Below are 25,873 nucleotides of genomic sequence, written 5' to 3'. Positions count from 1 at the left end.
CCTCAGCCTCGCAACTTGAAGGCACTGACCAGCTCGACCAGTTGGGCGGACTGCTGGCGCAGGCTCTCGGCGGCGGCGGCGCTTTGCTCCACCAGGGCGGCATTGGCCTGTGTCACCTGATCCAGCTCCACCACCGAGGCGCTGACGCGCTCGATACCGGCGTTCTGCTCGTGGGAGGCGGTGGAGATCTCGCCGATCAGGTCGCTGACCTGACGCACCCGCTGCACGATCTCGCCCATCGAGGCACCGGCCTCGTGGGCCTGGCGGCTGCCGGACTCGACCTGCTCGACCGACTGCTCGATCAGGGTCTTGATCTCGCGCGCGGCGGTGGCCGAGCGCTGCGCCAGCATGCGCACCTCGCCGGCCACCACGGCGAAGCCGCGCCCGGCCTCGCCAGCGCGCGCGGCCTCCACGGCGGCGTTCAGCGCCAGGATGTTGGTTTGGAAGGCCACGCCGTCGATCAGGCCGACGATGTCGGCAATGCGGCGCGAGCTGGCGCTGATGCCCTCCATCGTGCCCACCACACGGCTCACCACCTCGCCGCCCTGCAGCGCCGCGCCGCTGGCGCCGCTGGCCAGATCATTGGCCTGACCCGAGGCCTCGGCGTTCTGCCGCACGGTGGCCGAGAGCTCTTCCATCGCCGAGGCGGTCTGCTGCAGATTGCTGGCCTGGGCCTCGGTGCGCTGCGACAGATCGGCGTTGCCGTTGGCAATCTCCGAGGAGCCGGTGGCGATGTCGTCGGCCACATGGCGCACCTGGGCCACGATGGACGAGAGGTTCTGGTTCATCTGCGCCAGCGCCTTCATCAGCTGCGCCATCTCGTTGCGGCCCAGGGTGTCCACCTCGGCCGTCAAGTCGCCGGCGGCCACGCGCTCGGCCAGTTGCACGGCCTGGTTCAGCGGGACGGTGATGGAGCGCGACAACCAGCGCCCATACAGACCCACGGCGCCAAAGGCGAAGGCCACGCCGGCAATCACCACCCAGATCATGAGCTGGAAGCGCTTCTGGGCCTCGTCGTGCGCGGCCCAGGCTTCGTCGATCAACTCGCCCGAGAGCTCGCCCACGCGTTCTCGCAGCGCCTTGAAGGCCTGCGCCACCGCCCCATCGGCCTGGGCGCGGGCCTGCTCGGCATTGGCGGCCTTGAGTGCGGCCTGCAGCGGCTCCAGGCTGCGCACCAATGCGGCATGGGCCTGGCGCAAGCTGGGCTTGGCCTCGGACTGCGCCGCGCTGAGGCTCAGGGTCTCGAACTGGCGCAGGGTCTCTTCCAGCTTGGCGGCCTGCGCCGCGAGCGCCTCGGCGGCCTGGGGTTGCAGCAGGGCAGCGTCAATGCCCAGGCGCAGGTCCACGGCGGCCGCCTCGATGCGACCCAGCTGGGCCAGCGGCAAGGTGCGCTGCACATAGATGTCTTCGGCGGCCCGCACCCCTTGGTGGGTACCGGCCAGGCCCATGGCCGAACCGACCAGGATGACCACCGCAAAGGCGGCAATCACCGACCACAGACGCACACGGATGCTGAGATCTTTCACGCGCAGGCTCCCTGAGTCCCTTGAACAGGACTGTAGAGCACCCCCAGGGCCGGGCCGAAGGCCCAACCCGCCCCCCGCGGGGGTATGAGTAGCCCGGCAGAGCCGGTTCTACTCATGAGCCAGTCTTACCGCGATCCGTGGCGCCCGTGCTTTAGGGCGCCGACACCTGCCGCACCTTCTGCGCCGCCATCACCCAGGACTGCAGCGCCGCCTTGTTGTCGGCATTGAAGAGCGGCAGATTGCCGTGGCCGATGCCGTTCAGGCGCTGGTAGCGCTTCCAGCTGGCCTTGTTGGCTTCGGCCAGGCGGTCGCCGCAGACCACGGGCAACTGCTCATCGGCGTCGCCATGGATCAGAAAGGTGGGCGCCTTGACCCGGGCCATCTCGTCCACCGGCTGCGGCTTGGTGTGGAAGACCGGCTCGATCTCCAGCTTCACAAAGGGCTTGGCATACCAGGGCACGCGCGCCTCGAAGGCGGGCTGGGCGTCGGCAAAGCTGGACACCCCGGCCAGCACGGCCAGGCCGTCCACCGGGCGGTTGGCGGCCAGGTGGATGGCCGACACCGAGCCCAGCGAATAGCCCATCACCAGCGTGGGCAGATCGGGGCGGCGTGCGGCATCAAAGATGCGCAGCGCGTCAGCGCGCACCGCCGCAAAGCTGGGCTTGCCGCCGCTGGCGCCCGAGCCGCGCACGTCATAGGCCACCACGTCCACTTCCAGCTGCTGGGCGATCTCGTGCAGATGGCGGCCGCTGTTCCACAGGCTGCCGCCACCACCATAGAAGTACACCAAGGTGGCCTTGGGGGCCGGGTGCTTCAGATGCCAGCCGTGCAGGCTTTGGCCCGGGGCGTCGGGCAGGGTCAGCTCCAGATTGCTGCGCACGATGCGGTCCGAGATCAGCTCGGCCTTGCGCCCGCCCAGCAGATTGCTCTCGCTGACGGGGATGTTCATGCAGCCGCTCAAGGCCAACGTCACGGCCAGGGTCAGGGGGCTCAGGCTTGACAGCAGTTTCATTTCAGGGGGTCCGTAGGTTCGGGCGGCGCAGATTGTGGAGGCACCCAAACGCGCACCGGACGCGCAAATTGGGGGGCGTTGCGGACCAGGGTCTGCAACGCGGTGTCGACATGGGGCTGGGGCATCGGGTCCAGCACGATCACGGTGGGGCGGCGCGGCCGGAACTGCGCCAGCGCGGGCAGCGCCGCCTCGCCCAGGAAGCCGCAGTCCCAGATGGCCGTGGCGGCGGAGCCCCAGCCCAGGTCCTGCAACTTGGCGCGCAGCTTGAGCCCCATCCGGCCCAGGGCGCTGGCGCGCTCCAGCGGCAAGTCGGCATCCAGTTCACGCAGCCAGGCGTGCAGGGCGGCGGGCTCCAGGGCCCAGTGCGGCAGCTTGGCCACGCGCAGCGGCTCCTGCGGCGCCGCCCGGCACTCGGTGCTCAGCTGGGCCCAGCGCGGGTCCGGGCTCGGCGGCAGCGGCAGCCGTGCCGGCGGGCGCAGCGCGGCCGCATCGAAGCGGGCGCTCAACATGCTCAGCGACTTCAAGCCAGGGTCTCCAGCAGCGCCTGCTCGCGCTCCGGTGCCAATCCGGCTTTGGTGAACGTTTGCTGCTCGGGCGCCAGGCCCTGCCACCAGGCCAGGGTGTCGCGGGCGGTGTCGGCCACGGGCCGGGTCTGCAGGCCCCAGGCGCGGGCGCGCTGGTTGCGCACCTGCATGAATTGCGCGAACTCGTGCTGCGCCGGCAGCCACAGCGGCAGGTCGTTCCAGGGTTTCACGTCGGCCGCCAGCAAGGGGGCGTCATCCACCCACACCCAGCGCGGCTGGCAAGCCGTGATCTGGGCCAGCGTGTCCAGCAGACCCTGCATGCTCAAGGCACCGGGGTCGGTGACGACATTCACCGCGCCGCTGCGCCCCTGGGCCAGGGCCTGAAGCACGAAGGCTGCGAGGTCGCGCGCATCGATGAACTGCAGCTCGCGCTGCGGCAGGCCCGGCGCCAACACCGCCTCGCCGGCCCCGGCGCGCGCCACCCGCGCCGGCCAGTAGGTGAAGCGCTGGGTCGGGTCCTGCGGGCCCACCACCAAACCCGGGCGGATGCACAGGGCGGCGTCGGCCCCCCAGCTCTGCAGCAAGGCCTGCTCGCACAGGGCCTTCAGCGGCCCATAGGTGCGGCCGTTCAGCACCTGGCCTTGCACCTCGGGGTCGTCCTCGCCCAGCGGCAATTGCGCGAGCGGGCTGTCTTCGTCGTTGGCGCTCTCGAAACCGGCATAGGCCGAGACCGAGGAGATCAGCACATAGCGCCCCACCCGAGCGCGCAAGGCCTGCGCCAGATGCCGCACCTGCCCCGGGAAGTAGGCGCAGCAGTCGATCACGGCATCCCACTCACCGTGCTGCAACGCGGCCAGATCGCCCATGCGGTCGCCCTGGCGCAGCTCCACGCCGGCCGGCCACTGGGTGCGGCTCTGGCCCCGGTTGAACACGGTGACCTGATGGCCGGCGGCCAAGGCGGCTTCCAGCAGATGGTGGCCGACGAACTGGCCGCCGCCGATCAAGAGCAGTTTCATGGGGTGGGTTTTCGAAGAGGGGCCGCTTTGTAAGCCATGGGCCTGGCCCCTGCCATTGGGCAGGGGTCTTGCGTTGCAGTGCGCTTGAGCTTGCACACTGCGGGCCCTTGATGCCGAACCCGAGTCCCCTCTTGACCGACACCGCCCTCTTTGCCCCCGGCCGCCGCGCCGCCTGCCTGGGCGCCCTGGCCCTGGTGACCCTGCTTGCCTTCGAGGCCGTGGCCGTGGCGGCGGCCATGCCCGCCATCGCCCAGGCCCTGGACGGCCTGGGCCTCTACGCCCTGGCCTTTGGCGGCACGCTGGCGCTGTCGGTGCTGGGCATGGTGTGGGCCGGGCGGGCCTGTGATGTGCAAGGGCCTTTTGCCGCCAGTGTGATCGGCCTCGTGGTGTTTGGCGCCGGCCTGGCGCTCTCGGGCCTGGCGCCCAGCATGGGCTGGCTGACGGCCGGCCGCGCCCTGCAGGGCCTGGGCGTGGGCGTGCTGGGGGTGACGCTTTATGTGGGCATCGCCCGCCTGGTGCCCGCCGCCCTGCACCCGCGCCTGTTCGCGGCGCTGGCGGCGGCCTGGGTGTTGCCGGGGCTGGTGGGGCCCTTTGTGGCGGCGCTGCTGGTCGAGACCCTGGGCTGGCGGGCTGTCTTCCTGGGGGTGCTGGCCGCCGTGCCCTTCACCGCCTGGGCCATGCTGCCGGCCCTGCACCGCCTGCCGCCCCAGGCCGCCACCAAGACCCAGGCCGACCCCAACCTGGCCTGGGCTGCGCTGGCCGCCGTGGCGGCGCTGGCCCTGCACGGGGCCTCGCAGGCGGGCACGGCCTGGATGCCGGCCGTCATCGCCCTGGGCCTGCTGGCCGCCCTGCCCGCCGGCATGCGGCTATTGCCCGCCGGCACCTTGAACGCCCGCCCCGGCCTGCCCGCCGTGATCGCGCTGCGCGGCTTGATGGCAGCCGCCTTTTTCAGCGCCGAGGCCTTCATCCCGCTGTTCCTGAACCAGCAACGCGCCTGGAGCCTGACCGAGGGCGGCCTGGCGCTGACGGCCGCCGCCCTGACCTGGAGCGCTGGCAGCGCCCTGCAGGCGCGCATCCAGGGCGAGACGCGCCGCGCCCAGGGCCTGCGCGCCGGCCTGGGCCTGCTGGCCCTGGGCTTGCTGGCCGTGGCCTGGCCCATGCTGGACGCGGGCGTCAGCCCTCTGTGGGTGGTGGGCGGCTGGGCCCTGAGCGGGCTGGGCATCGGTCTGGCCTGGCCCATGCTGTCGGTGCTGACCCTGGCGCTCTCGGCCGAGGGCGAGCAGGGCCGCAACACCTCGGCCCTGCAGCTCTGCGACGCCCTGACCACCAGCGCCGCCCTGGCCCTGGCCGGCCTGCTGTTCGGCGCCGGCCGCAGCGACACCGCCTTCGCCGCCGTCATCGCGCTGGCCCTGGGGCTGGCTGTGTTGGGGATGGGGGTGACGGGGCGGGTGTTTGCGGGTGCCCGGGCGGGGAATTGACGGCAGGCGCCGGTCGGGTTTTCGAGAGTCTGCTCAAGGCGCCGGATTCAGGCCGCCCTGGCTAGGATGGAAGAAGCTGCTCGCCCTAGAAGCCCCAGAGCTTGAAACAAGGCGCCGCATTACGCAGCAGATCGCGCTAGCTGCCGCGCACCGAGTAGGGAGGGAAAACCATGAAGAATCAATCACTTACGGAACGATGCCGCGCCTGCTTTATGCAGCAGGCGGTGGTTTTACGCAGTCTCCCGACAACACGTTAGAGCTCAGGATGAAACTCCGCACAATAGCTCTTATAGGCGCGGCCACACTACCTAACGTATCTCTAGCGATGGGTGGCGAAGGGACTGCTGAGGGCCTTCTGAAAGCCGCCGGGATCCTATTCGTCTGGATCGTTGCCACGATCATCAGCTTCTTTGGCAAGCGCCGTCTGTTCGGCGGTGCATGGTTCCTAGCATGGGCCGTACGTTTGAGTCTGCCGACCGCCATCTTGTGGGAAATCTATGTCACTCCGGTCCTCCACAAGCAGGAACAGCGGCAACAGGCACAAGTTCGTAGTGAACATCAAGCGGCGTTTGAGGCCGCATGCAAGAACCACGCGACGAATGCGACTCACATCCTTCGTGTAGAGAGTACAGAAAGACCAAAGACTATTTATGTGGATGAACCGGACGAGCTATTTGGGCCAAAAATTAGCCAGCGGCTAGTCGATTGCACTCAGAGTCGCACGCCTGTCTGTAGGGAGCTTGGGCTCGATACGGTGGAATGGGCATGGAAACACTCTAGTGGATTCAGCCCATGCAAAGTGGGCGCCGATCCCGCGCGCCCTGGCCAATGCTTGCCTGAGTTCAATCGCACTGATTTCGGCGCCGAGCGGATCAAGGTCACACCGATCGAGAAGCCGAAATCTCAGTACATCATCCGAGTTGCAGATTCGAAGCGTACTTTCAAGGCGAACGAAATTCGCAGGTACCACGTAACTCTTGAATCACTCCAGACGGCACAGGTACTGGCAAGCACAGAGTTGCTAATGAGCTGGGTAGCACCCCCTTGCCAAAACTTCGAGGCCGAAGTTGCCAACATGCTCACGCGTAGCTTCTCTGCACGCTAGGTGGCTCTTCGATAAGCTTCACATACCTGAGGCCGAGCCTGAGCTCTAACCCGTCATTGCAGCGGACTGCCTTCGGCAGCCGCTGAACTCCAACGTTAGCCCGCAGCATGACTCCGCGAGAAATCACAAGTGCGATGCATCGTCTGTTTGGCCACGACGTTGGCGGCAACGATCCCTGGCAACACCTGATGGTGAATGGCGCGTTTAATCGTGACGCCTGCGCACGGCTACTAAATGACTACATCTCAGAAGATGAGGTGGTCATATTTATTGATTCGCAGCATGCGGTTCATTGCCGAAAGCTTGAGGCACCGACGCACATCGAATCCTTCATGAAGATTCGCAGAGTCAAAGTAGCAAATCTTGCGTTTACTGCCAAGGTTGTGATAGATCCGATCGGTGTTGGCCAAGGCAGCAAGCGGGCTAACCATTCGCTGCAGCCGACCCGCGCCAGCTCCGCTGGCTTGGTCGGCTGAGCTCCAACGTTAGCCAGCCCGAATGAGACAAGTCGCCTGCATGCTGTTTGCAGTCGCCTCCCCGCTAGCGGCCGCCGCAAATATGGTTGCTGTTCCAAAGGAGGAGGCGATATGCCGCAATACCGATGCATATTGCTATGAGTGGAAGTTTGCTGTTGACCCATCCTTGAGGTTTGTGGCGACAGGCTATGAGGACGGAGGTGGCTTCTACTTCTGCCGGCGCAGGCCGAACGGCGACTACGGGCTGCTATTTGCGGTTTATCCAGCAATGCTTGATTCGAAGCATCCTGGCGTGAGATTCTGGGGTTACGCCTGGGACATTGAAGATATCGTTCTATCTGGGGGTGGAAAGGCAATCCAATTCCAGATGGCAATTGGAGGCAAGCCGGAGGAAGAGGGCAGTTGGATACCGCCGATGCAGCGCTCCGTCCCCTACGTTCTGTTCCGGGGCTCGACTACGCAGCCGGAAATGAAAGTTAAAGGGCGACTTCGATTCACTGGAATGAGTTTGAATGGGATTCGGCGCAAGGCCATGGCTAACCAGTCGCTGCGGTCGACCGCCTGCGGCGTCGACTGAACTCCAACGTTAGACGTATCGTGAGAGAAGGAGGTCTTCACAATGATGAGCGGGGAAGAATTCGATCAGTTTGAGCGTCGTTGGAAGCTTGTCTTCGGCGTTTCTGCAGCAGTGCTTGCAATCTGCCTTATTGATCTCGGTTGGTACTTCTCGGCATGGTTCGAGCGAACGGCCTCATACTCTATTGGGGCCATTGCCGCGTTAGTCGGCCTCTATGCTGCGAAGCAGTTGCGCGATGTAGAGCGGGCGCAAGCGATTACCGATGGATCCTGGCTAAACCAGATAATAAGCGGAAATAATGGTCCAGATCTCGATGATGATTGATATTCGCTCCTCCATCGGGTGCCATATTTCATCGGCGTCTAACCTTTCAATCCACCCGACCCTGGCCAGCTGCGCTCGCCGGTCGGCTGAATTAAAACGTCAACAGTAACTCAGCCCCGCCCGATGAACCGCCGCTTCTTATTCACCCTTACATTGCTACCCGCCATCGCAATGGGCCAACCGGATCGTTTTGTGCCCTCCAGTCCGGTGGATGCGGTTAGCCTTTATGTGATACCGACTGATGGCTTCCCTGAGCAGTATGCGGCGAGCATCGCCCGTGCCCTCACGAAGGAAACCGGACAGTGGGTGAAGTCGTCATTGCTGATACCGTCCGGCGTGAATGAGCCGTTTCCCGGAACGAATCAGTACCCGGCCGATGACTACCTGCCGTTTGGGCTGAAAGCGGCGAAGCAGCTTGCTGATACGAACGCCAGGACCTACTTCATTGTCCTCACCGATCGCGATATCAATTCAAGAGCACAGAACTTTCGCTTTCAATACTCGTTTCACAGCCCCATGGCAAGAACCTCGGTCCTGTCGGTGGCTCGGCTTGTGTATGAAAAGGACGGGACGGTTGCGCCTGCCGAAGTCATCAATCTCCGCGCACAGAAAATGCTGATGCGCATCGTTGGTGAAATGAAACTAGGGTGGCAGCGAACGACCGACCCAACGGATCTCATGTATTCGCCCATCATGTCGATCGAGGACATTGATCGTATGAGCATTGTTCACAGCATTGAACGCCGCAGACTCCGATAGCGTCGAGTTGACGGTTGACAATCAACTGCGTAGTTGATTACAAGTTGCCCGAGTTATTTCGCACCTTTCATCGAAGCGCTGACCGCAATACTGCGGCCAGCGGCTCGTCAGCCGCTGTGGGCGGGATTCCATATTTGGCATCTGCCGTCATCGCCTGCCTCGAAACCTGCAGATTACCCTCAAGTCCTACTGCGGTACCTGCCTGATGAATTTCATAGGTGGTTAGTCAATCGATAATTTTTGCCCCTTACCGATCAATAGTTCGATAGCCTCTTTAGCGCACAAAGTGCCAAACTGCGACTTCTTTGCAACCCAGAATGACCTTGAGGCCGTTCTCGACTTTGTCTTCGAAACGGGGGTATTCACGGTCTATGAAGCCTACTCCCGGCCCGAGGAGGAGCTCCGCGTATTCAACAGTACGTTGGAGCTGGCGAATGCATATTCTCTCGGCGCCTGTCGTGGCAGAGGCTCGTCTGTGCTGCTACAACTACATGTTGAGGGATCGGGCCCCATTACCATCGAACGTTTCGCACTGAATCCGCGCGCCTGCAACGGCAAGGCGTTTCGTTACCGTGCAAATGGTTGGGGACTGATTCAATTGCAATTGGGGGGGATCGGGCCCAAAGGCCTTGTGGCCTCCCATACGAATCACAATTCGGTGGCCCGGGCCCTTTCATGGGAATCGACCTATCCGGAATTGGGGCCGGTTTCGACCTGGAACTGGTCGGCCGTTCAGGCGGCCTCCAACAAATTGAATCGCTTCATTCGGAAGTTGGCTGTGTACAAAGACGGAAGTCGACCGGTGCTCGCCGAAGCGGCCAGCTATCTGGCTGCTCAGTGAAACCTCAGCACTGATAGCCATCATCCTGGGCAGGCCCGGTGTCGTTTGGCTCACTTCGTCCGTCGCCAAGGCCTGAATCCTGTTGCTATCGCCGCCATTGCCACAATTAAAACTATTGGTCACCATAGATCCATAGAGTTCGCCTCATTCCAACCCTCGGAGTGAGCCATGTCCACCGCCCCCCAATGCCCCTTCGCCGCTGCCGCCCAGGCCGGCACTGCCCGCCCAGCGGCCCCCAGCACCCGCAACCGCGACTGGTGGCCTGAGCAGCTGAATCTGGACCGCCTGCACCGCCCCGCGCCCCAGGGCAACCCGATGGGGGAGGGCTTTGATTACGCCGAGTCCTTTCGCCGCCTGGACCTGGATGCGCTGGTGGCCGATCTGAAGGCCTTGATGACGGACTCGCAAGACTGGTGGCCGGCCGACTGGGGCCATTACGGCGGGCTCTTCATCCGCATGGCCTGGCACTCGGCCGGCACCTACCGCCTGGCCGATGGGCGGGGCGGCGCGGGCAGCGGCATGTTGCGCTTTGCGCCGCTGAACTCCTGGCCGGACAACGGCAACCTGGACAAGGCGCGCCGCCTGCTCTGGCCTATCAAGCAGAAGTACGGCGCGCAGATTTCCTGGGCCGATCTGATGATCCTGGCCGGCAATGTGGCGCTGGAGAGCATGGGCTTCAAAACCCTGGGTTTTGCCGGCGGCCGCGAGGACCGCTGGGAGCCCGAGGACGACATCCACTGGGGTAGCGAGAAGACCTGGCTGGGCAATGAGCGCTTTACGGGTGAGCGCCAGCTCACCGGAGCGCTGGCCGCCGTGCAGATGGGTCTGATCTATGTGAACCCCGAAGGCCCGGACGGCCGGCCCGACCCCGTGGCCTCGGGCCACGATGTGCGTGAGACCTTCCGCCGCATGGGCATGACGGACGAGGAGACCGTGGCCCTGATTGCCGGCGGCCACACTTTTGGCAAGGCCCATGGCGCGGGCGACCCCAAGCTGGTGGGCCCCGAACCCGAGGCCGCGCCGGTGGAGGCCCAGGGCCTGGGCTGGGCCAACCGCCTTGGCTCGGGCAAGGGCGTGCACACCACCACCAGCGGCATCGAAGGGGCCTGGAAGCCCAACCCCACGCAATGGGACCAGGGCTATCTGGACATGCTGTTCGGCTACGACTGGGAGCTGACACACAGCCCGGCCGGCGCGCAGCAATGGACGCCGAAGAACTGCCGCCCCGAGCATCTGATCCCGGACGCGCACGACCCCAGCCGCAGCCACCCGCCGATGATGACCACGGCCGATCTGTCGCTGCGCTTTGACCCGGGCTTCGAGCCCATTGCGCGCCGCTTCCACCAGGACCCGGCCGCCTTTGCCGACGCCTTTGCGCGCGCCTGGTTCAAGCTGACCCACCGCGACATGGGCCCGCGCAGCCGCTACCTGGGCAAGCTGGCGCCGCAGCAGGACATGATCTGGCAAGACCCCCTGCCCGCCGTGAGCCATCCGCTGGTGAATGCCGACGATGTGGCGGCGCTGAAGGCCGAAATCAGTGCAGAACTGCGGGCTTCAGGCCTGAGCGTGGCGCAGCTGGTGCGCACGGCCTGGGCCTCGGCCTCGACCTTCCGCGGCAGCGACAAGCGCGGCGGCGCGAATGGCGCGCGCATCCGCCTGGCCCCGCAGAAGGACTGGGCGGCCAACGAGCCGGCCGAACTGGCTGCGGTGCTGCAGCGCCTGGAGGCGATTCAGCAGGGCTTCAACGCCCGCAGCCCGCGCCCGATCTCGCTGGCCGATCTGATCGTGCTGGCCGGCACGGCGGCGGTGGAAGCCGCCGCCCAGGCGGCCGGCCAGCCCCTGACCCTGGCCTTCCGCCCCGGCCGCACGGACGCCCTGCCCGAGCAGACCGATGCCGAGGGCCAGGCGGTGCTCGAACCCCATGCCGACGGCTTCCGCAACTTCGTGAAGTCGGAGCTCGCCGAGCACCAGGCCGAGCTGTTGCTGGACAAGGCCTGGCAACTGAGCCTGAGCGCGCCCGAGATGGCGGTGCTGCTGGGCGGCCTGCGCGTGCTGGGCGCCAACCACGGCGGCAGCCGGCATGGGGTGTTCACCCAGCGCCCCGGGCAGCTGACGAATGACTTCTTCGTCAACCTACTGGACATGGGCACGGTGTGGGCGCGCGCGGCCGCCGACCCGCAGCTGCTGGAAGGGCGCGACCGCCGCAGCGGCGCGCTGCGCTGGACGGCCACGGTGACGGACCTGGTGTTCGGCTCCAACGCGCAGTTGCGCGCGCTGGCCGAGGTCTATGCCAGCGCCGATGCGCAGCAAAAGTTCGTGCAGGACTTCGGCGCCGCCTGGGTCAAGGTGATGGAGCTGGACCGCTTCGACCTGCGCTGAGTCCGATCAGGCGAACAGGATCTCGTTCTCGAGCCGGATGTGCTCCAGCAGGTCCTGATGCAGGCTGTGCAGGCCCGCCAGCAGCGCGCGCCAGGTGTTGCAGGCCCCCTGAGGCTGCTCCAGCTGGTGCGCCAGTTCCATCATCCGGGCCAGCGCCAGTCCATGCTGCTCATGTTCGTGGCGCATCACGGCGACCGGCGGCAGCGCGGCGGCCGGCAAGCCCTGAGCCAGCAGCGGAAAGAGGATCTGTTCCTCCTTTTGCATATGGCTCTCCAGCTCGGCCTGCATCTGTCGCAGATGCGCGGCCAGGCCGTGCGGGCACTCGGCCCGGTCGCCGTGCACGGCCTCGACCCGTGCGGCCAGGCGAATCAGCTCGGGCAGTTGCTCGCGGTGCCGTGCGTGATAGCGGCTCAGCAGGTGTTCGATGAGGGCGCCGGCCGGCGCGGCGCGCCAATCGGGTTCCGCCGCGGCCGGCCGCAGCAGTTGCTCCAGCGCGGCCAGGACGGCGGCGCTGTCCGCCGGACGGGCGGCCAGGGCCTGGCCCAGGGATTGTTTGCCGCCGCAGCAGAAATCCAGCGCATGGGCATGGAAGACCGCAATGGCGCCGGGCAGCTGGCGCGCCAGTTCGCCCAGGGGACGCTCCAGCAGGGATTGGGATGGCATGGTGTGAGGGGTTTGGTGTGGGTTCAGGGGGGATGCGGCGTGGCCCTGGGCCTCAGACCGCAAACAACAGGGCCGCATCGCGCGGCCTTTCTATGCGCAGCGCCATCCGCAGCTCGGGCGCTGCCGTGATGCCGGCCTGCATCAGCAGGCTGCCGAGCTGCTGCGAGGCCAGCGCCTCGGCGGCCTCCAGGACCAGGCCGAAGCGCCAGGGCCAGGCCGGGGGCGCTTCGCTGATCAGCAGGCGCTGCAGACCGGGCTGGGCGCGCAGCGTGGCGCAGGCCTCGAGACTCGGCGTGAAGGACTGCCACAGGGCCAGCATGCCGAAGCCGCTGCTGCGCGTGGCCGTGGGGGCCAGGGTCATGGCCGCGAGTTCGCCGTCGCGTTGCCAGGCGCGCAGCGTGCTCAGCAACTGCCGTTCGCTGCGGCCCAGTTGCTGGGCGGCGCGCTCATAGGGGCCGGCGCACAGCGGCAGCCCGCGCTCCACCAGGGCGGCCAGTGCCAGGTCCGCATGCGGGCCGTCGCTGGCGGCGCCCGGCGTCTCCTGCCACAGCAGTTGGTGCGTGGGCGGCTCGGGCAGCGCCGCCAGCTGGCGCCGCAGGCCGGCCTCGTCCAGGGCCTCGAGCTCGGCCCAGATCGGCGCGTCCGCGCTCCCATGCTCGATACGCAAACAACCCGGCAGCGCTGCCAGCGCGGCGAGCAGACCCGGTGCCCGCGCGGCGGCCCCGGCGAAGCCCAGACGCCAGCGCGCACGGCGCAGGTGCGGCCCCCATTGCGCCCGGATCGGCTGCAGCGAGCCGTTGCGCTGCAGGCGCTCGCAGACGGCCAGCAGTTCGCGCGGCGTCGCGCCGCTGCGGGTGCTCATCACGTAGAAGGGGGAGCTGTGCAGCGGGAAGCGGTCGCGCCAACCGTGCAGCACGGTCTGCAGCAGGCCGGCGCAGCAGCTGGGGGGCGCGGCCACGGCCAGGGCGGGGCGTGCGCCGGCGGCCGGGTGCAGGAGCGAGGCGCTGTTCATCCGCCTAGCTCGTGCATCTCGGCACGCGCGTGCAGGGCCTGCCCGCGCAACTGCTCGCGTTGCTCGGAATAGGCGTCACCGCGCTGGCGCCAGATGCTGGCCAGGGTCTCGCGCAGGGCCGCCGGGTGGCCGGTGGTGCCGCGCAGCAGCGGACGCAAGTCATGACCCTGGCTGCCGAACAGGCAGGTGAAGAGGCGCCCGTCGGCGGTCAGGCGGGCGCGCGTGCAGTCGCCGCAGAAGGCCTGGCTGACGCTGCTGATGAAGCCGACTTCGCCGGCGCCATCGGCATAGGCCCAACGCTCGGCGGTCTCGCCGCCACGGCTGGCGGCCAGCGGGCGCAGCGGCCAGCGCGCGGCCAGGCGTGCGCGCAACTCGGCGCTGGGCAGCACCTCGTCGGGGCGCCAGGCACTGTCGCAGCCCGTGTCCATGAATTCGATGAAGCGCAGCACCATGCCGCTGGCGCGGAAATGCGCGGCCAGCGGCAGCGCCTCGGCGTCGTTGACGCCGCGGCGCACCACCATATTGATCTTGATGCGTTCAAAGCCGGCCGCCTGTGCCGCCTCCAGCCCGCGCAGCACCTGCGTGACCGCAAAGCCGACCCCATTCATGCGTGCGAACAGCGCGGCGTCCAGCGCGTCCAGGCTGACGGTCAGGCGCTGCAGGCCGGCCGCGCGCAGGACCGCGGCCTGCTCAGCCAGCAGGCTGCCATTGGTGGTGAGCGCCAGATCGGGCGCCTCGCCCTCGGGCGTGCGCAGTGCGGCCAGCTGGCGCACCAGCAGGGGCAGATCGCGGCGCAGCAGCGGCTCGCCGCCGGTCAGGCGCAGGGTGCGCACGCCGAGCTGCAGGGCTTGCTGCGCGACCTGGGAGATTTCCTCGAAGCTCAGCAGCCGCGCCTGGGGCAGGAAGCGGTGCCCGGGCCCGAAGCGGCTGCGCGGCATGCAGTAGTCGCAGCGGAAATTGCAGCGATCGGTCAGCGAGATGCGCAGGTCGCGCCAGGCGCGCTGGCGGCGGTCGCGCAGTGGCGTGGTGGCCGCCGCGTCGGCATGCGCGGCCGACCCGCCCGCGGCGCGGGGGGCGGGAATCCAGAGCATCGGGACCACGGACTGGCGCATGCGTCGATTCTTCGCAGCCGCGCGGGCCCTGCCCATTGCGCCGTGGCAGGAGGGTGGTTCGCCGGCCCTAGTCCTTTCGGCCTATCCCGGCCTCGTTCGCCTGCGCTGCGGTGGGGCGATCCGGGCCGCTACGCTGCGGCCATGGACATTGCCTGTTTCGACGACCTGTTGGCGGCCGCCCGGGCCCAGACCGAGCCGCAGCGCCTGCTGCTGGTGTTTGCCGCCGCCGAGTGCGAGCCCGATGCCAGCCCCGCCCAGCGGGCAGCGCATGCGGCGGGTGAGGGCGGCGTGCTGCGCCCGCTGATGTGCGTGGACAAGGCACCGGCCGAGCTGGCCGACTTTGCCGCGCTGCGGCGCGAGGCCGCCGCGGCCGGCCCCCCCTGGACCCTGCTGTTTGCCGCGGCCTTGTCCGGGCGCAGCGACGCCGCCGAGGTGCAGCGCCTGCTGGACCTGATGCTGCGGCGCATCGAGACCGGCGAGCTGGAGGGCCTGATTCCTTTCGATGGCGCCGGCAACGCGGTGCGTCTGAGCGTCTGAGCGCGCGGGCCGGGCCGTCCGTGAGCAAGCGCTTCCCCGTCGCACCCGCGCATCCCGAGCGCCTGTGCTGGGGATGCGATCAATATTGCCCGGCCGACGATCTGCGCTGCGGCAATGGCGCCGAGCGCACGCAGCATCCGCTCGAATTGATGGGCCCCGAGTGGTTCCGCGCCCCGGGTTTCGAGGACCTGGCGCCCGACGCGCCGGTGCCGCGCTGATGCAGACGCCGCTGCCCCTGGTCTATGCCTGCTCCGGCTGTTCCAGCGCGGCGCAGCTGGCCAACCATCTGGCGGTGCGGCTGGACCGCGCGGGCGACGCGGAAATGTCCTGCATCGCCGGTGTCGGCGGCGGGGTCAAACCGTTGGTGCGCACGGCGCAGCGGGCGGCACAGACGGGGCGCGCCATCCTGGCCATCGACGGCTGTGCGCTGGCCTGCGTGCAGGCCAGCCTGCTGCAGGTCGAGGTGCGGCCCAGCCTGACGCTGGGACTGCATGAACTGGGCGTGCGCAAGCTCCAGCACCAGGACTTCGACCCGGCCCAGGCCGAGGAATTGCTGCAGCACTGCCGGGCGCTGCTGGGCGTGGCCTGACCGGCCTCAGGGGCGCCCGAAGGACGGGCCCGTCCACAGCGGACCGATGGCGTCCAGGGTGTTCTTCAGGATCAGGCCGTACTCGGTATCGCCCTCCATCGCCAGGGCGCCGTCGAAGAACAGGCGGTCGGCGTCGTCCTCGCCGCGCAGCAGGCGCCATAGCGCGTCGGCGCGGGCGCGCAGGCGCAGATGGGGCGGGCCCTGTTCGCCGGCGGCTGCAAAGCCGCGCGCATCCAGGCGCAGGCGCACCCGGGCGCCGAGCTCCAGCAGCTCGATCTCGACGACCTGGCCCTGCAGTGCGCCGCGCTGGCCGGCATCCAGGCGCGGCAGCAGCAGGCGGTCGAGCAGGCGCGCCAGCAGCCAGGACGGCGGCGTGCTTGGCAGGCGGGCCACGCGCGCACGCCAATGCGGCGGCAGGCTGGGCAGATTCAGTGTTGTCATGCGGCCTCCAGGCCCGGCGCGCGCCGGGCAAATCCATCCACCAGCGTGCCGGGCAGCGGCAGGCGGCGCAGTGCCGCCAGCGCCTCCTGGCCGTCCGCGGCGTGGCCGAACACCGCGTCGAATTGGGCGATGACGGCGTCGAAGCCCTGGGCGCAGGGCGACAGGCGCAGCCGGTTGACACCCGCTGCACACAGCGCCGCGCCCTGGGCGATCAGGCACTGCAGCGCGGCGCTCTGGGTCTGGACGCCGTTGAGCGCCAGGAACTCGGCGCCCTCGCCACTCCTGAGCAGCAGGCCGTCGGCGTCGTCACGGCAACGGAACTGGCAGTCATCCTTCTGCAGCCGGTGGTGGCGGGCAGTGAAGCAGCGCGCCGAAAAGGCCAGCGGCAGGCGGCCGAAGCCCCAGACCTCGGTGGCGATCGAGCTCGGCGCCGGATTGATGCGGCCCACCGCGTCCAGCGAAAGTTCCACCGGTGCGACCCAGCGGTCGGCGCCGAAGCGTGCGTGTTCCTGCAGCGCCTCGGCGTTGTAGATGTTCAGATGCGGGCCCAGCGTATGCGGGCGGCGGCCGGCACGCGCCAGTACCTGCAGGGCCGCGGTGTCGCCGGCCTCGACCGCGAACTCGTCCTGTTCGCAGACGCGGCGCAAGGTGCGCAGCTCGGCCTCGCTCATCACCAGGGCCAGGGTGGCCAGGCGCACATCCTTGCCGGCGGCGCGCAGTTCGCGCGCCAGCGCCAGCCAGTCCTCGAAGCGGATCTCGTTGCGACGCGAACAGACCTGTTCGCCCAGCACGATGCCCTGCACCGGCGCATCGGCCAGCTGGGCATAGAAATCGAACACGGCGGCGCGTGGCCACCAGTACAGCAGGGGGCCGATCGTCAGTTCCATGGGTTCATGCGCGGTGCGATTCATCGTTGCAGAGCCCCTCCACTGCAAGCGGCCGCCGTGGAACCGGCGCAGCCGCTTCGGGTGTGGGGCCCCTCATCTCCAGGGGCGGTCGTAGGCGCCCAGGGTCTGCTGCTGGCCCTCGGCCCAGCGCGCCAGTTCGCCGTCCCAGGCCGCTTGCACGCTGTAGCGGCCCTGGCCGCTCTGGGCCGCCCAGGCCGAGTCGATGGCGGCGCGCCAGACCTTGGTGACCTCGGCGACATAGGCGGGGCTGCGCTGGCGGCCCTCGATCTTGATGGCGGCGACGCCGGCCTCGATCAGCTGCGGCAGCAGGGCCAGGGTGTTGAGGCTGGTGGGTTCCTCGAGCGCGTAATCGTGCGGCAAGGCGCCGACCGCGAAGCGGCCCTTGCACAGCGTCGGGTAGGCGCGCGGCTCGCCCGGGCGGTAGTGGTCGATCAGCACGCCGCCGAGGCGGGCACGCACACCGTCCGCGGCCTCGTCCCAGCGCACGGCGGAGGGGGGCGAGCACACGCCCGCGGTGTTGGGCGACTGTCCGGTCGCATAGCTGGAGAGCGCGCAGCGCCCCTCGACCATCACGCACAGGCTGCCGAAGCCGAACACCTCGACCGGGACCGGGCTGTGGCGGATCAGGTGCTGCACCTGCTGCAGGGTCAGCACGCGGGGCAGCACCGCGCGCTCGATGCCGTAGTGCTCGCGGTAGAACTGGATCGATTCGTAATTCGTCGCCGAGGCCTGCACCGACAGATGCAGGCGCATCTGCGGGTGGCGGCGGCGGGCGTCGGTCAGCACCGCGATGTCGGCCACGATGAGGGCATCGGCGCCGAGCTCGACGGCCCGGTCGACGGCGCGCTGCCAGGGGCTGCGGTCGCGCGCGTCGCCAAAGGTGTTGAGCGCCATCAGCACCTGGCGGCCGAGCTGGCGCGCCTGCGCCACGCCCTCACGCACCTGGGCAGCGTCGAAGTTCAGGCCGGCGAAGTTGCGCGCGTTGGTGGCGTCCTTCAGGCCCAGATAGACGGCATCGGCGCCGGCCTGCAGGGCCAGTTGCAACGCGCGCAGCGAACCGGCCGGGCAGACCAGCTGCGGCTTGCCGGGCGTGGGAAGGGTCTGCATCGCTGCTGGCATGGCCCGGGGTTCACTGGACCAGCGGGGAGTCGGCGCGGTCCAGCGCGATGCCCTCGACGTGTGCCGCGGCGACCAGGGTTTGCAGGTACTGGCGCAGGCTGCTGAGCTGCAGCTGCTGGCGCATCTGCTGGGCCACGGCCTCGCGCACGGCCTCGAAGGCCGGCAGGCGGCCCGGCTCGCGGGCGTCGATGGCGACGATGTGCAGGCCGAAGCGGCTGTGCACCAGGCGCGGCAGCACGCCGATCTCGGTGCGCCCGAAGACTTCGCGCGCGAACTCGGGTGCGCAGTCCGGTTCGGTCGTCCAGCCGAGCTGGCCGCCGGTGGCGCCGCTGGGGCAGTTGGACAGGTTGCGCGCCGCCGCGCCGAAGGCGGCGGGCTCGTCGGCACGCAGCGCGATCAGCTGCGCCTCGGCGCGCTGGCGCAGCAGGGCCACGTCGACGCCGGGCGTGACGGCGAACAGGATGTGGCGCAGCTGCAGGCGCTCGCCGTGCGCAAAGCGCCGGCTGTTGGCCTCGAAGTGGCGGCGGCAGGCGGCCTCGTCGGGCTCGGGACCGGTGAGCTCGCGCTCTATCAGCGCCTCGATGGCGCGGCTGGCCGCCTCGCTCATCACGCCCTGCTCGGGCGCCGGATCCTCGGCCGCCAGCAGGCCCAGCTGTTGGGCGCGCTGGCGCAGCAGTTCGCCGTAGGCGCGCTGGCGCAGGCTGGCCTCGTCCAGCAGCTCGCCGGCGGCGCTGATCTCGATGTCGTTGATGCGTGCCATGGCGGGCTCAGTGCGAACGGGGCAGGTTCATGCGCCGGCCGCGCACCACCTGGTAGGGGCGCAACGCGTAGAAGACCGAGGCTAGACCGCTCCACACATGCACCAGACGGCTGAAGGGGAAGAGGAAGAAGATCGTCATGCCCAGCACCATGTGCACCTTGTAGGGCCAGGCCAGATCGACCAGGCCGCTGGCGTCGGGGTTCAGCGTGACGATGCGTTGGGCCCAGTCGGACAGCGCCAGCATCACCGAACCATCGCTGTGCGAGAGCGAGAAGGGCAGCGTGATCAGGCCCAGGCTGAGTTGGATCCACAGGATCCACAGGATCGCCAGGTCGGTGCGATGGCTGGTCAGGCGGATGCGCGGGTCGGTGGTGCGGCGCCAGATCAGCATGGTCAGGCCAATGAAGCACAGGCTGCCCGCAATGCCGCCGGCGACGATGGCCACCATCTGCTTGTTGGCCGGGCTGATGACATGCTCGTACAGCCCGTGGGGGGTCAGCATGCCCACGGTGTGGCCGGCGAACAGGAACAGGATGCCGGCGTGGAAGAGGTTGCTGGCCCAGTTCATGCCGGACTTGCGCAGCAGCTGCGAGCTGTCGCTCTTCCAGGTGTACTGGTCGCGGTCGAAGCGCGCCAGGCTGCCCATGAGGAACACCGCCAGGCAGATATAGGGGTAGACGACGAAGAGGAAGTTGTGCAGGGCGTTCATGCTGAGGCTCCTTCGGCCGCGCCGCGGCGGCGATGGATTTGGATGGGTTGCGGGCCGCTCTGGCCCTGGCTGCTGCAGCCGCCATAGGCCTCGGGTTCGGCCCAGGTCTCGTCCAGCGTCGGCTCGGGGGGCAGGGCCACCGCCTCGCAGGGTTCACCGGCCAGGTCCAGCACCGCGGCCAGCACCGCGGCATAGGGGCTCTGGCGCTCGTTCAGCGCACTGAACAGGGCCTTGAGGATGTGCGCGAACTCGGCCAGGAAAGGGCGCGCCGACGCGGCAGGTTGTGTGCTGGCGAACTCCAGCACCACCGGCAGGTGGTCGGGCAGTTCACCCGGGTCCAGCAGCAGGCCGGCGGCCTCGTAGTGCTGCACCAGGTCGACCATGGCCTGGCCGCGATCGCGGGAGTCGCCATGCACATGCTCGAACAGATAGAGCGCGGTGCGGCGGCCGCGGTCGAACAGGTCGACGAACTGCGCCTCGGCCTGCAGGGCATCGAGCCTGAGCAGCTGGGCGAACAGGGCGTCGAGCTCATGGCGGCGTTCGGCGCCGAGCGCGCCTTCCGCATGCAGGGCCTCGCGCAGCGCCGGCAGGCGCTGGCGCAGCTCGGCGTCGGGGTAGCGCAGCAGATGGGCCAGTACCCGCAGGGTGTGGGTCATGCCGGCCATCTCAGACTCCCACCTTGATCGGAATGGTGCGCTTCTTCTCGCTGCCAAACAGGCTGGTCTCGGTCACGCCCTCGGAGCAGCCATTGCCGAAGCTGAAGCCGCAGCCACCGCGCACATTGAAGGCGTTCTCGGCGTACTCGCGGTGCGTCGTCGGGATGACGAAGCGGTCCTCGTAGTTGGCGATCGCCATGATCTTGTACATGTCCTGCACCTGGGCCTCGCTGAGGCCGACCTGGCGCAGCACGCCCGCGTTCTTGACACCGTCCACATGCACGCCGCGCTGGTAAGCGCGCATCGCCAGCATGCGCTCGAGCGCCCGGGTGACGGGCTGGGTCTCGCCGGCGGTCAGCAGATTGGCCAGGTATTGCACCGGGATGCGCAGCTGATTGACGTCGGGGATCTCGCCGTTCTGCCCCAGGTGGCCGGCGTTGGCGGCCGACTGGATGGGCGAGAGCGGCGGGATGTACCAGACCATGGGCAGGGTGCGGTACTCGGGATGCAGGGGCAGCGCGACCTTCCAGTCCATCGCCATTTTCCACACCGGGCTGTTCTTCGCCGCCTCCAGCCAGTTGTCGGGCACGCCGTCCAGGCGCGCCTGCTCGATCACCTTGGGATCGTGCGGATCCAGGAAGATGTCGCACTGGGCGCGATAGAGGTCCTTGTCGTTGGCGACGCTGGCGGCTTCCTTGATGCGGTCGGCGTCATACAGCAGAACGCCCAGGTAGCGGATGCGGCCGACGCAGGTCTCGGAGCAGACGGTGGGCTGGCCGGACTCGATGCGCGGGTAGCAGAAGATGCACTTCTCGGCCTTGCCGCTCTTCCAGTTGTAGTAGATCTTCTTGTAGGGGCAGCCCGAGACGCACATGCGCCAGCCACGGCATTTGTCCTGATCGATCAGCACGATGCCGTCTTCCTCGCGCTTGTAGATCGAGCCCGAGGGGCAGGACGCGACGCAGGCCGGGTTCAGGCAGTGCTCGCACAGCCTGGGCAGGTACATCATGAAGGTGTTCTCGAACTCGCCATACATCTGCTTCTGGATGTGGTCGAAGTTCCTGTCCTTGCTGCGCTTGCTGAATTCGCCGCCGAGGATCTCCTCCCAGTTCGGCCCCCACTCGATCTTTTCCATGCGCTGGCCGGTGATCAGCGAACGCGGCCGTGCGGTCGGCGCCGCCTTCATCTCGGGCGCCGAGTGCAGGTGGTCGTAGTCGAAGGTGAAGGGCTCGTAGTAGTCGTCGATCTCGGGCAGGTTGGGGTTGGCGAAGATCTTCATCAGAAGACTCCACTTGCCACCCTGGCGCGGCTCGATCGAGCCATCGGCCTTGCGGACCCAGCCGCCGTTCCATTTGTCCTGGTTCTCCCATTCTTTGGGATAGCCGATGCCAGGCTTGGTCTCGACGTTGTTGAACCAGGCGTACTCGACGCCGGGCCGGCTGGTCCAGACGTTCTTGCAGGTGACTGAACAGGTGTGGCAACCGATGCATTTGTCCAGGTTCAGCACCATGCCGATTTGGGCGCGAACTTTCATGTCTTTTCTCCTCGCGTCGTGATCAGGGGTTTTCGCCTTGGGCCTGATAGGCCGCGGCGAGGTGGTCGTCCTGGGGCGTGTCCAGCCAGTCCACCTTGTTCATCTTGCGCACGATCACGAACTCGTCGCGGTTGGTGCCGATGGTTCCGTAGTAGTTGAAGCCGTAGCTGTACTGCGCATAGCCGCCGATCATGTGGGTGGGCTTGAGCACCACGCGCGTCACCGAGTTGTGGATGCCGCCGCGGATGCCGGTGATCTCGCTGCCCGGTGCATTGATGATCTTTTCCTGCGCGTGGTACATCAGGGTCATGCCCGGGTTCACACGCTGGCTCACCACCGCGCGGGCCGAGATGGCGCCGTTGACGTTGAAGAGTTCGACCCAGTCGTTGTCCTCGATGCCGGCGGCCTTGGCGTCGTCCTCGCTCAACCAGATCACCGGGCCGCCGCGGTTCAGCGTCAGCATCAGCAGGTTGTCGGAATAGGTGCTGTGGATGCCCCACTTCTGGTGCGGGGTGATGAAGTTCAGCACGATCTCCTTGTTGCCGTTGGGCTTGGCCCCGTGCATCTCGGCGGTGGCCTTCAGGTGCACCGGCGGGCGGTAGGTGCTGAAGCCCTCGCCGAAGGCCACCATCCAGGGGTGGTCCTGGTAGAACTGCTGGCGGCCGCTGAGGGTGCGCCATGGGATCAGTTCGTGCACATTGGTGTAGCCGGCGTTGTAGGAAACCTTCTCGCTCTCCAGCCCGCTCCAGGTGGGTGAGCTGATGATCTTGCGCGGCTGGGCCTGCACGTCGCGGTAGCGGATCTTCTCGTCCTCGCGATGCAGGGCCAGATGCTCGTGGTCGCGGCCGGTGTACTGGCTCAGCGCGTCCCAGGCCTTGACCGCCACATGGCCATTGGTCTCGGGGGCCAGCTGCAGGATGACCTCGCAGGCGTCGATGTCGCTGACGATGCGCGGGCGCCCTTCGGCATTGACGCCATTGAGCTCGCCGAGCTGTGCCACTTCGGTGTCGGTGTTCCAGGAAATGCCCTTGCCGCCGTTGCCCAGCTTCTCGAGCAGCGGGCCCAGCGAGGTGAAGCGCTTGAAGGTCTCGGGATAGTTGCGCTCGACCACCGTCATGGTCGGGGCGGTCTTGCCGGGGATCAGCTCGACCTGACCCTTCTTCCACTCCTGCACGTCGAAGGGCTGGGCCAGTTCGGAAGGCGTGTCGTGCATCAAGGGGTTCAGCACGATCTCTTTCTCGACGCCCAGATGGCCGACGCACACCTCGCTGAAGGCCTTGGCCAGGCCCTTGTAGATCTCCCAGTCGGAGCGCGACTGGAACACCGGGTCCACGGCCGCCGAGAGCGGGTGGATGAAGGGGTGCATGTCGCTGGTGTTGAGATCGTTCTTCTCGTACCAGCTGGCGGTGGGCAGCACGATGTCCGAATAGAGCGCCGTCGTGCTCATGCGGAAGTCCAGCGTCACCAGCAGGTCCAGCTTGCCCTCGGGGCCCTGGGCATGCCACTTCACTTCCTGCGGCTTGGCCTCGTCGCGGCCCAGGTCCTTGCCCTGCACGCCATGGCTGGTGCCCAGCAGATGCTTGCAGAAGTACTCATGGCCCTTGCCGCTGGAGCCCAGCAGGTTGGAGCGCCAGACGAACATATTGCGCGGCCAGTTCTGCGGCGCGTCGGGGTCCTCGCAGCTCATCTTGATCGAGCCGTCCTTGAGGCCTCGAACCAGATAGTCCTTGGGTTCCATGCCGGCCTTCTCGGCCTGCCGCACCAGCTCGATCGGGTTGACCTCGAGCTGCGGCGCGCTGGGCAGCCAGCCCATGCGCTCGGCACGCACGTTCTGGTCGATCATGCTGCCGCCGAATTCCTGGCGCTGGGCCTCGGTGGCCAGCGGTGAGAGCACCTCATCCACGCCCAGCTTTTCGTAGCGCCACTGGTCCGAGTGGGCGTAGAAGAAGCTGGTGCTGTTTTGCTGGCGCGGCGGGCGGCTCCAGTCCAGCGCGAAGGCCAGCGCCGTCCAGCCGGTCTGCGGGCGCAGCTTTTCCTGGCCGACGTAATGCGCCCAGCCGCCGCCGCTCTGGCCGATGCAGCCGCACATCATCAAGAGGTTGATCACACCGCGGTAGTTCATGTCGCAGTGGTACCAGTGGTTCATCGCGGCGCCGATGATGATCATCGACTTGCCGTGGGTCTTGTCGGCGTTGTCGGCGAACTGGCGTGCCACGGTGATGACCTGGTCGCGCGGCACGCCGGTGATCCTTTCCTGCCAGGCCGGGGTGTAGGCGGTGTCATCGTCGTAGCTCAGGGCGCCCGAGCCCAGGCCGCGATTGATGCCGTACTGCGCGACCTGCAGGTCGAACACGGTGGCCACCAGGACGTCCTGCCCGCCCAGCTTCAGCCGGGTGGCGGGCACGCGCTGCAGATTGACGTCACCGCCCTGCGGGTTGTTCTTAAAGTGCGGGTGCTCGGCCCCGGCGAAGTAGGGGAAGGCGACGTCCACCACCTCGTGGGCCTGCGCCCCGTCCTCGATCACCGAGAGCTTGAGCTTGACCTCGGCATCGCCCTGGGCCTCCTTGGCCTCCAGGTTCCAGCGCCCCTGATCGTCGCGACCTTCCTTGCCCCAGCGGAAGCCGATCGAGCCATTGGGCAGCACGACGCGGCCGCTGCCGTCGAAGGCCACGGTCTTCCATTCGGGGTTATTGGCCTGGTCGAGCTTGTTGTGGAAGTCGCTGGCGCGCACATAGCGCTGCGGTGCGAGCACCTTGCGGCCGTCCGGCAGGGTTTGCTCCTGCAGCATGACGAGCAGGGGCATGTCGGTGTAGCGGCGCGCGTAGTCGTCGAAGTAGCTGCTGCGCTTGTTGAAGTAGAACTCCTTGAGCGCCACATGGCCCATGGCCATGGCCAGCGCGGCGTCGGTGCCCTGCTTGGGGTGCAGCCACAGGTCGGCGAGCTTGGCGACCTCGGAGTAGTCGGGCGTCACCGCCACGGTCTTCGCGCCCTTGTAGCGCACCTCGGTGAAGAAGTGCGCGTCGGGGGTGCGCGTCTGGGGCACGTTGGAACCCCAGGCAATGATGTAGTTGCTGTTGTACCAATCGGCCGACTCGGGCACGTCGGTCTGCTCGCCCCAGATCTGCGGGCTGCTCGGCGGCAGGTCGCAATACCAGTCGTAGAAGCTCATGCAGACGCCGCCGATCAGGCTCAGATAGCGGCTGCCGGCGGCGTAGGAGACCATGGACATGGCCGGAATCGGCGAGAAGCCGATCACCCGGTCCGGGCCATGCTTCTTGATCGTGTAGACGTTGGCGGCGGCGATCAGCTGATCGACCTCTGCCCAGGTCGAGCGCACGAAGCCACCCATGCCGCGCACCTGCTGGTAGTCGCGGCGCGCGGCGGCGTCATCCTGGATCAGGGCCCAGGCATCGACCGGACTCTTGGCCACCTTCAGGGCCTCGCGCCAGCGCTTCAGCAGGCGGCCGCGCACCATCGGGTACTTGACACGGTTGGCGCTGTACAGATACCAGCTGTAGCTGGCGCCGCGCTGGCAGCCGCGCGGCTCGTGGTTGGGCAGGTCCGGGCGCGTGCGCGGGTAGTCGGTCTGCTGCGTCTCCCAGGTGACGATGCCGCCCTTGACGTAGATCTTCCACGAACAGGAGCCGGTGCAGTTCACGCCATGGGTGGAGCGCACGATCTTGTCGTGCGCCCAGCGGTTGCGGTAGGCGTCTTCCCAGGTGCGGTCCTCACCGGTGGTCACGCCATGGCCGCCGGCGAATTCCTCGCGCGGCAGCCGGAAGGCGTTCAGTCGATCCAGGAAATGGGACATGCTTG

At 67.7% G+C, this 25,873-nt stretch carries 26 protein-coding genes; 11 read left to right on the top strand and 15 right to left on the bottom strand.

The annotated features are described in order from the left end of the window. Nucleotides 1-2: 2 nt before the first annotated feature. The 4 genes from FF090_RS01205 to FF090_RS01190 form a co-directional block, all read right to left on the bottom strand. A complete protein-coding gene (locus tag FF090_RS01205; protein WP_175423460.1) occupies nucleotides 3-1,526 on the bottom strand; it encodes a methyl-accepting chemotaxis protein in 1,524 nt (507 codons plus the stop codon). Nucleotides 1,527-1,677: 151 nt separating this feature from the next. Then, nucleotides 1,678-2,538, bottom strand: coding sequence for an alpha/beta hydrolase (locus FF090_RS01200; RefSeq protein ID WP_138854995.1), 861 nt, complete (start codon nucleotides 2,536-2,538; stop codon nucleotides 1,678-1,680). Further along, nucleotides 2,535-3,062, bottom strand: a complete 528-nt coding sequence (locus FF090_RS01195; RefSeq protein ID WP_138854994.1) for a hypothetical protein — start codon at nucleotides 3,060-3,062, stop codon at nucleotides 2,535-2,537. Before FF090_RS01195 ends, FF090_RS01200 begins: the two co-directional genes overlap by 4 nt. After that, nucleotides 3,059-4,078, bottom strand: a complete 1,020-nt coding sequence (locus tag FF090_RS01190; protein WP_138854993.1) for an NAD-dependent epimerase/dehydratase family protein — start codon at nucleotides 4,076-4,078, stop codon at nucleotides 3,059-3,061. The genes FF090_RS01195 and FF090_RS01190 overlap by 4 nt, the downstream gene beginning before the upstream one ends. A 131-nt stretch (nucleotides 4,079-4,209) precedes the next feature. On the opposite strand from FF090_RS01190, the gene FF090_RS01185 reads away from it, so the two are divergent. From FF090_RS01185 to katG, 8 genes are all read left to right on the top strand, one after another. After that, nucleotides 4,210-5,556: an MFS transporter gene (locus FF090_RS01185; protein WP_217503011.1), complete on the top strand. Its 1,347-nt coding sequence runs from the start codon at nucleotides 4,210-4,212 to the stop codon at nucleotides 5,554-5,556. Between the two features lie 196 nt (nucleotides 5,557-5,752). Continuing rightward, nucleotides 5,753-6,661, top strand: coding sequence for a hypothetical protein (locus FF090_RS01180; protein ID WP_138854991.1), 909 nt, complete (start codon nucleotides 5,753-5,755; stop codon nucleotides 6,659-6,661). Nucleotides 6,662-6,795: 134 nt separating this feature from the next. Next, on the top strand, nucleotides 6,796-7,137 hold the full coding sequence (locus FF090_RS01175; RefSeq protein WP_138854990.1) for a hypothetical protein: 342 nt from the start codon (nucleotides 6,796-6,798) through the stop codon (nucleotides 7,135-7,137). A 40-nt stretch (nucleotides 7,138-7,177) separates the two neighbouring features. Then, nucleotides 7,178-7,714: a hypothetical protein gene (locus FF090_RS01170; RefSeq protein WP_138854989.1), complete on the top strand. Its 537-nt coding sequence runs from the start codon at nucleotides 7,178-7,180 to the stop codon at nucleotides 7,712-7,714. Between the two features lie 45 nt (nucleotides 7,715-7,759). Further along, a complete protein-coding gene (locus FF090_RS01165) occupies nucleotides 7,760-8,038 on the top strand; it encodes a hypothetical protein (protein WP_138854988.1) in 279 nt (92 codons plus the stop codon). Nucleotides 8,039-8,161: 123 nt separating this feature from the next. Further along, complete coding sequence (locus FF090_RS01160; RefSeq protein WP_138854987.1) at nucleotides 8,162-8,797, top strand: hypothetical protein; 636 nt, start codon at nucleotides 8,162-8,164, stop codon at nucleotides 8,795-8,797. A gap of 286 nt (nucleotides 8,798-9,083) precedes the next feature. After that, nucleotides 9,084-9,638, top strand: a complete 555-nt coding sequence (locus tag FF090_RS01155) for a hypothetical protein (RefSeq protein WP_138854986.1) — start codon at nucleotides 9,084-9,086, stop codon at nucleotides 9,636-9,638. A 168-nt stretch (nucleotides 9,639-9,806) separates the two neighbouring features. Further along, on the top strand, nucleotides 9,807-12,017 hold the full coding sequence (katG, locus tag FF090_RS01150; RefSeq protein WP_138854985.1) for a catalase/peroxidase HPI: 2,211 nt from the start codon (nucleotides 9,807-9,809) through the stop codon (nucleotides 12,015-12,017). A 6-nt stretch (nucleotides 12,018-12,023) separates the two neighbouring features. Here katG and ytfE read toward each other — a convergent pair whose 3' ends face one another. From ytfE to moaA, 3 genes are read right to left on the bottom strand one after another with little or no spacing between them, the layout of a single operon-like run. Next, complete coding sequence (gene ytfE / locus FF090_RS01145) at nucleotides 12,024-12,680, bottom strand: iron-sulfur cluster repair protein YtfE (RefSeq protein ID WP_138854984.1); 657 nt, start codon at nucleotides 12,678-12,680, stop codon at nucleotides 12,024-12,026. 52 nt (nucleotides 12,681-12,732) lie between these two features. Continuing rightward, complete coding sequence (locus tag FF090_RS01140) at nucleotides 12,733-13,692, bottom strand: hypothetical protein (protein WP_138854983.1); 960 nt, start codon at nucleotides 13,690-13,692, stop codon at nucleotides 12,733-12,735. After that, nucleotides 13,689-14,804 carry a GTP 3',8-cyclase MoaA gene (moaA, locus tag FF090_RS01135; protein WP_138854982.1) on the bottom strand — a complete coding sequence of 372 codons (1,116 nt, stop codon included), beginning with the start codon at nucleotides 14,802-14,804 and terminating at the stop codon, nucleotides 13,689-13,691. The genes FF090_RS01140 and moaA overlap by 4 nt, the downstream gene beginning before the upstream one ends. A 141-nt stretch (nucleotides 14,805-14,945) precedes the next feature. On the opposite strand from moaA, the gene FF090_RS01130 reads away from it, so the two are divergent. The 3 genes from FF090_RS01130 to FF090_RS01120 are packed head-to-tail and all read left to right on the top strand — an operon-like array spanning nucleotide 14,946 to nucleotide 15,930. Next, entirely contained in the window at nucleotides 14,946-15,341 is a 396-nt protein-coding gene (locus FF090_RS01130; RefSeq protein WP_138854981.1) for a ribonucleotide reductase subunit alpha, read from the top strand. 20 nt (nucleotides 15,342-15,361) lie between these two features. After that, a complete protein-coding gene (locus FF090_RS01125) occupies nucleotides 15,362-15,559 on the top strand; it encodes a DUF3079 domain-containing protein (protein WP_138854980.1) in 198 nt (65 codons plus the stop codon). Beyond that, nucleotides 15,559-15,930 (top strand): putative zinc-binding protein, encoded by a 372-nt coding sequence (locus FF090_RS01120; protein WP_138854979.1) that lies wholly within the window; start codon nucleotides 15,559-15,561, stop codon nucleotides 15,928-15,930. The genes FF090_RS01125 and FF090_RS01120 overlap by 1 nt, the downstream gene beginning before the upstream one ends. A 6-nt stretch (nucleotides 15,931-15,936) precedes the next feature. Here FF090_RS01120 and ubiT read toward each other — a convergent pair whose 3' ends face one another. From ubiT to FF090_RS01080, 8 genes are all read right to left on the bottom strand, one after another. Further along, nucleotides 15,937-16,371 (bottom strand): ubiquinone anaerobic biosynthesis accessory factor UbiT, encoded by a 435-nt coding sequence (gene ubiT / locus FF090_RS01115; protein WP_138854978.1) that lies wholly within the window; start codon nucleotides 16,369-16,371, stop codon nucleotides 15,937-15,939. Continuing rightward, entirely contained in the window at nucleotides 16,368-17,258 is an 891-nt protein-coding gene (locus tag FF090_RS01110; protein ID WP_138854977.1) for a U32 family peptidase, read from the bottom strand. The genes ubiT and FF090_RS01110 overlap by 4 nt, the downstream gene beginning before the upstream one ends. Before the next feature lie 93 nt (nucleotides 17,259-17,351). Continuing rightward, complete coding sequence (gene ubiU / locus FF090_RS01105; RefSeq protein ID WP_246071484.1) at nucleotides 17,352-18,386, bottom strand: ubiquinone anaerobic biosynthesis protein UbiU; 1,035 nt, start codon at nucleotides 18,384-18,386, stop codon at nucleotides 17,352-17,354. A gap of 22 nt (nucleotides 18,387-18,408) precedes the next feature. After that, the gene (locus tag FF090_RS01100; RefSeq protein ID WP_138854975.1) at nucleotides 18,409-19,158 is read right to left on the bottom strand and encodes a peptidylprolyl isomerase; all 750 of its coding nucleotides are present in this window, start codon (nucleotides 19,156-19,158) and stop codon (nucleotides 18,409-18,411) included. A gap of 7 nt (nucleotides 19,159-19,165) precedes the next feature. After that, nucleotides 19,166-19,867 carry a respiratory nitrate reductase subunit gamma gene (gene narI, locus FF090_RS01095; RefSeq protein ID WP_138854974.1) on the bottom strand — a complete coding sequence of 234 codons (702 nt, stop codon included), beginning with the start codon at nucleotides 19,865-19,867 and terminating at the stop codon, nucleotides 19,166-19,168. Beyond that, the gene (gene narJ / locus FF090_RS01090; RefSeq protein ID WP_217503009.1) at nucleotides 19,864-20,532 is read right to left on the bottom strand and encodes a nitrate reductase molybdenum cofactor assembly chaperone; all 669 of its coding nucleotides are present in this window, start codon (nucleotides 20,530-20,532) and stop codon (nucleotides 19,864-19,866) included. The genes narI and narJ overlap by 4 nt, the downstream gene beginning before the upstream one ends. A 1-nt stretch (nucleotide 20,533) precedes the next feature. Further along, nucleotides 20,534-22,057, bottom strand: a complete 1,524-nt coding sequence (narH, locus tag FF090_RS01085) for a nitrate reductase subunit beta (RefSeq protein WP_138854973.1) — start codon at nucleotides 22,055-22,057, stop codon at nucleotides 20,534-20,536. Between the two features lie 22 nt (nucleotides 22,058-22,079). Then, nucleotides 22,080-25,868, bottom strand: coding sequence for a nitrate reductase subunit alpha (locus FF090_RS01080; RefSeq protein WP_138854972.1), 3,789 nt, complete (start codon nucleotides 25,866-25,868; stop codon nucleotides 22,080-22,082). Between the last annotated feature and the right edge of the window lie 5 nt (nucleotides 25,869-25,873).

Origin of the sequence: Inhella inkyongensis (assembly GCF_005952805.1) — a bacterium.
GTDB lineage: Bacteria > Pseudomonadota > Gammaproteobacteria > Burkholderiales > Burkholderiaceae_C > Inhella > Inhella inkyongensis.
Note: the sequence above shows the minus strand (reverse complement) of the source record. Positions and strands in the feature narration are given on the sequence as shown.

Coding starts and splice junctions, on each gene's coding strand:
- FF090_RS01200 (WP_138854995.1), bottom strand. CDS start 2,538: ATGAAACTGCTGTCAAGCCTGAGCCCCCTGACCCTGGCCGTGACGTTG.
- FF090_RS01190 (WP_138854993.1), bottom strand. CDS start 4,078: ATGAAACTGCTCTTGATCGGCGGCGGCCAGTTCGTCGGCCACCATCTG.
- FF090_RS01180 (WP_138854991.1), top strand. CDS start 5,753: ATGCCGCGCCTGCTTTATGCAGCAGGCGGTGGTTTTACGCAGTCTCCC.
- FF090_RS01175 (WP_138854990.1), top strand. CDS start 6,796: ATGCATCGTCTGTTTGGCCACGACGTTGGCGGCAACGATCCCTGGCAA.
- FF090_RS01170 (WP_138854989.1), top strand. CDS start 7,178: ATGCTGTTTGCAGTCGCCTCCCCGCTAGCGGCCGCCGCAAATATGGTT.
- FF090_RS01165 (WP_138854988.1), top strand. CDS start 7,760: ATGAGCGGGGAAGAATTCGATCAGTTTGAGCGTCGTTGGAAGCTTGTC.
- FF090_RS01160 (WP_138854987.1), top strand. CDS start 8,162: ATGAACCGCCGCTTCTTATTCACCCTTACATTGCTACCCGCCATCGCA.
- katG (WP_138854985.1), top strand. CDS start 9,807: ATGTCCACCGCCCCCCAATGCCCCTTCGCCGCTGCCGCCCAGGCCGGC.
- ytfE (WP_138854984.1), bottom strand. CDS start 12,680: ATGCCATCCCAATCCCTGCTGGAGCGTCCCCTGGGCGAACTGGCGCGC.
- FF090_RS01140 (WP_138854983.1), bottom strand. CDS start 13,692: ATGAACAGCGCCTCGCTCCTGCACCCGGCCGCCGGCGCACGCCCCGCC.
- moaA (WP_138854982.1), bottom strand. CDS start 14,804: ATGCGCCAGTCCGTGGTCCCGATGCTCTGGATTCCCGCCCCCCGCGCC.
- FF090_RS01130 (WP_138854981.1), top strand. CDS start 14,946: ATGGACATTGCCTGTTTCGACGACCTGTTGGCGGCCGCCCGGGCCCAG.
- FF090_RS01120 (WP_138854979.1), top strand. CDS start 15,559: ATGCAGACGCCGCTGCCCCTGGTCTATGCCTGCTCCGGCTGTTCCAGC.
- ubiT (WP_138854978.1), bottom strand. CDS start 16,371: ATGACAACACTGAATCTGCCCAGCCTGCCGCCGCATTGGCGTGCGCGC.
- FF090_RS01110 (WP_138854977.1), bottom strand. CDS start 17,258: ATGGAACTGACGATCGGCCCCCTGCTGTACTGGTGGCCACGCGCCGCC.
- ubiU (WP_246071484.1), bottom strand. CDS start 18,386: ATGCAGACCCTTCCCACGCCCGGCAAGCCGCAGCTGGTCTGCCCGGCC.
- FF090_RS01100 (WP_138854975.1), bottom strand. CDS start 19,158: ATGGCACGCATCAACGACATCGAGATCAGCGCCGCCGGCGAGCTGCTG.
- narI (WP_138854974.1), bottom strand. CDS start 19,867: ATGAACGCCCTGCACAACTTCCTCTTCGTCGTCTACCCCTATATCTGC.
- narJ (WP_217503009.1), bottom strand. CDS start 20,532: ATGGCCGGCATGACCCACACCCTGCGGGTACTGGCCCATCTGCTGCGC.
- narH (WP_138854973.1), bottom strand. CDS start 22,057: ATGAAAGTTCGCGCCCAAATCGGCATGGTGCTGAACCTGGACAAATGC.
- FF090_RS01080 (WP_138854972.1), bottom strand. CDS start 25,868: ATGTCCCATTTCCTGGATCGACTGAACGCCTTCCGGCTGCCGCGCGAG.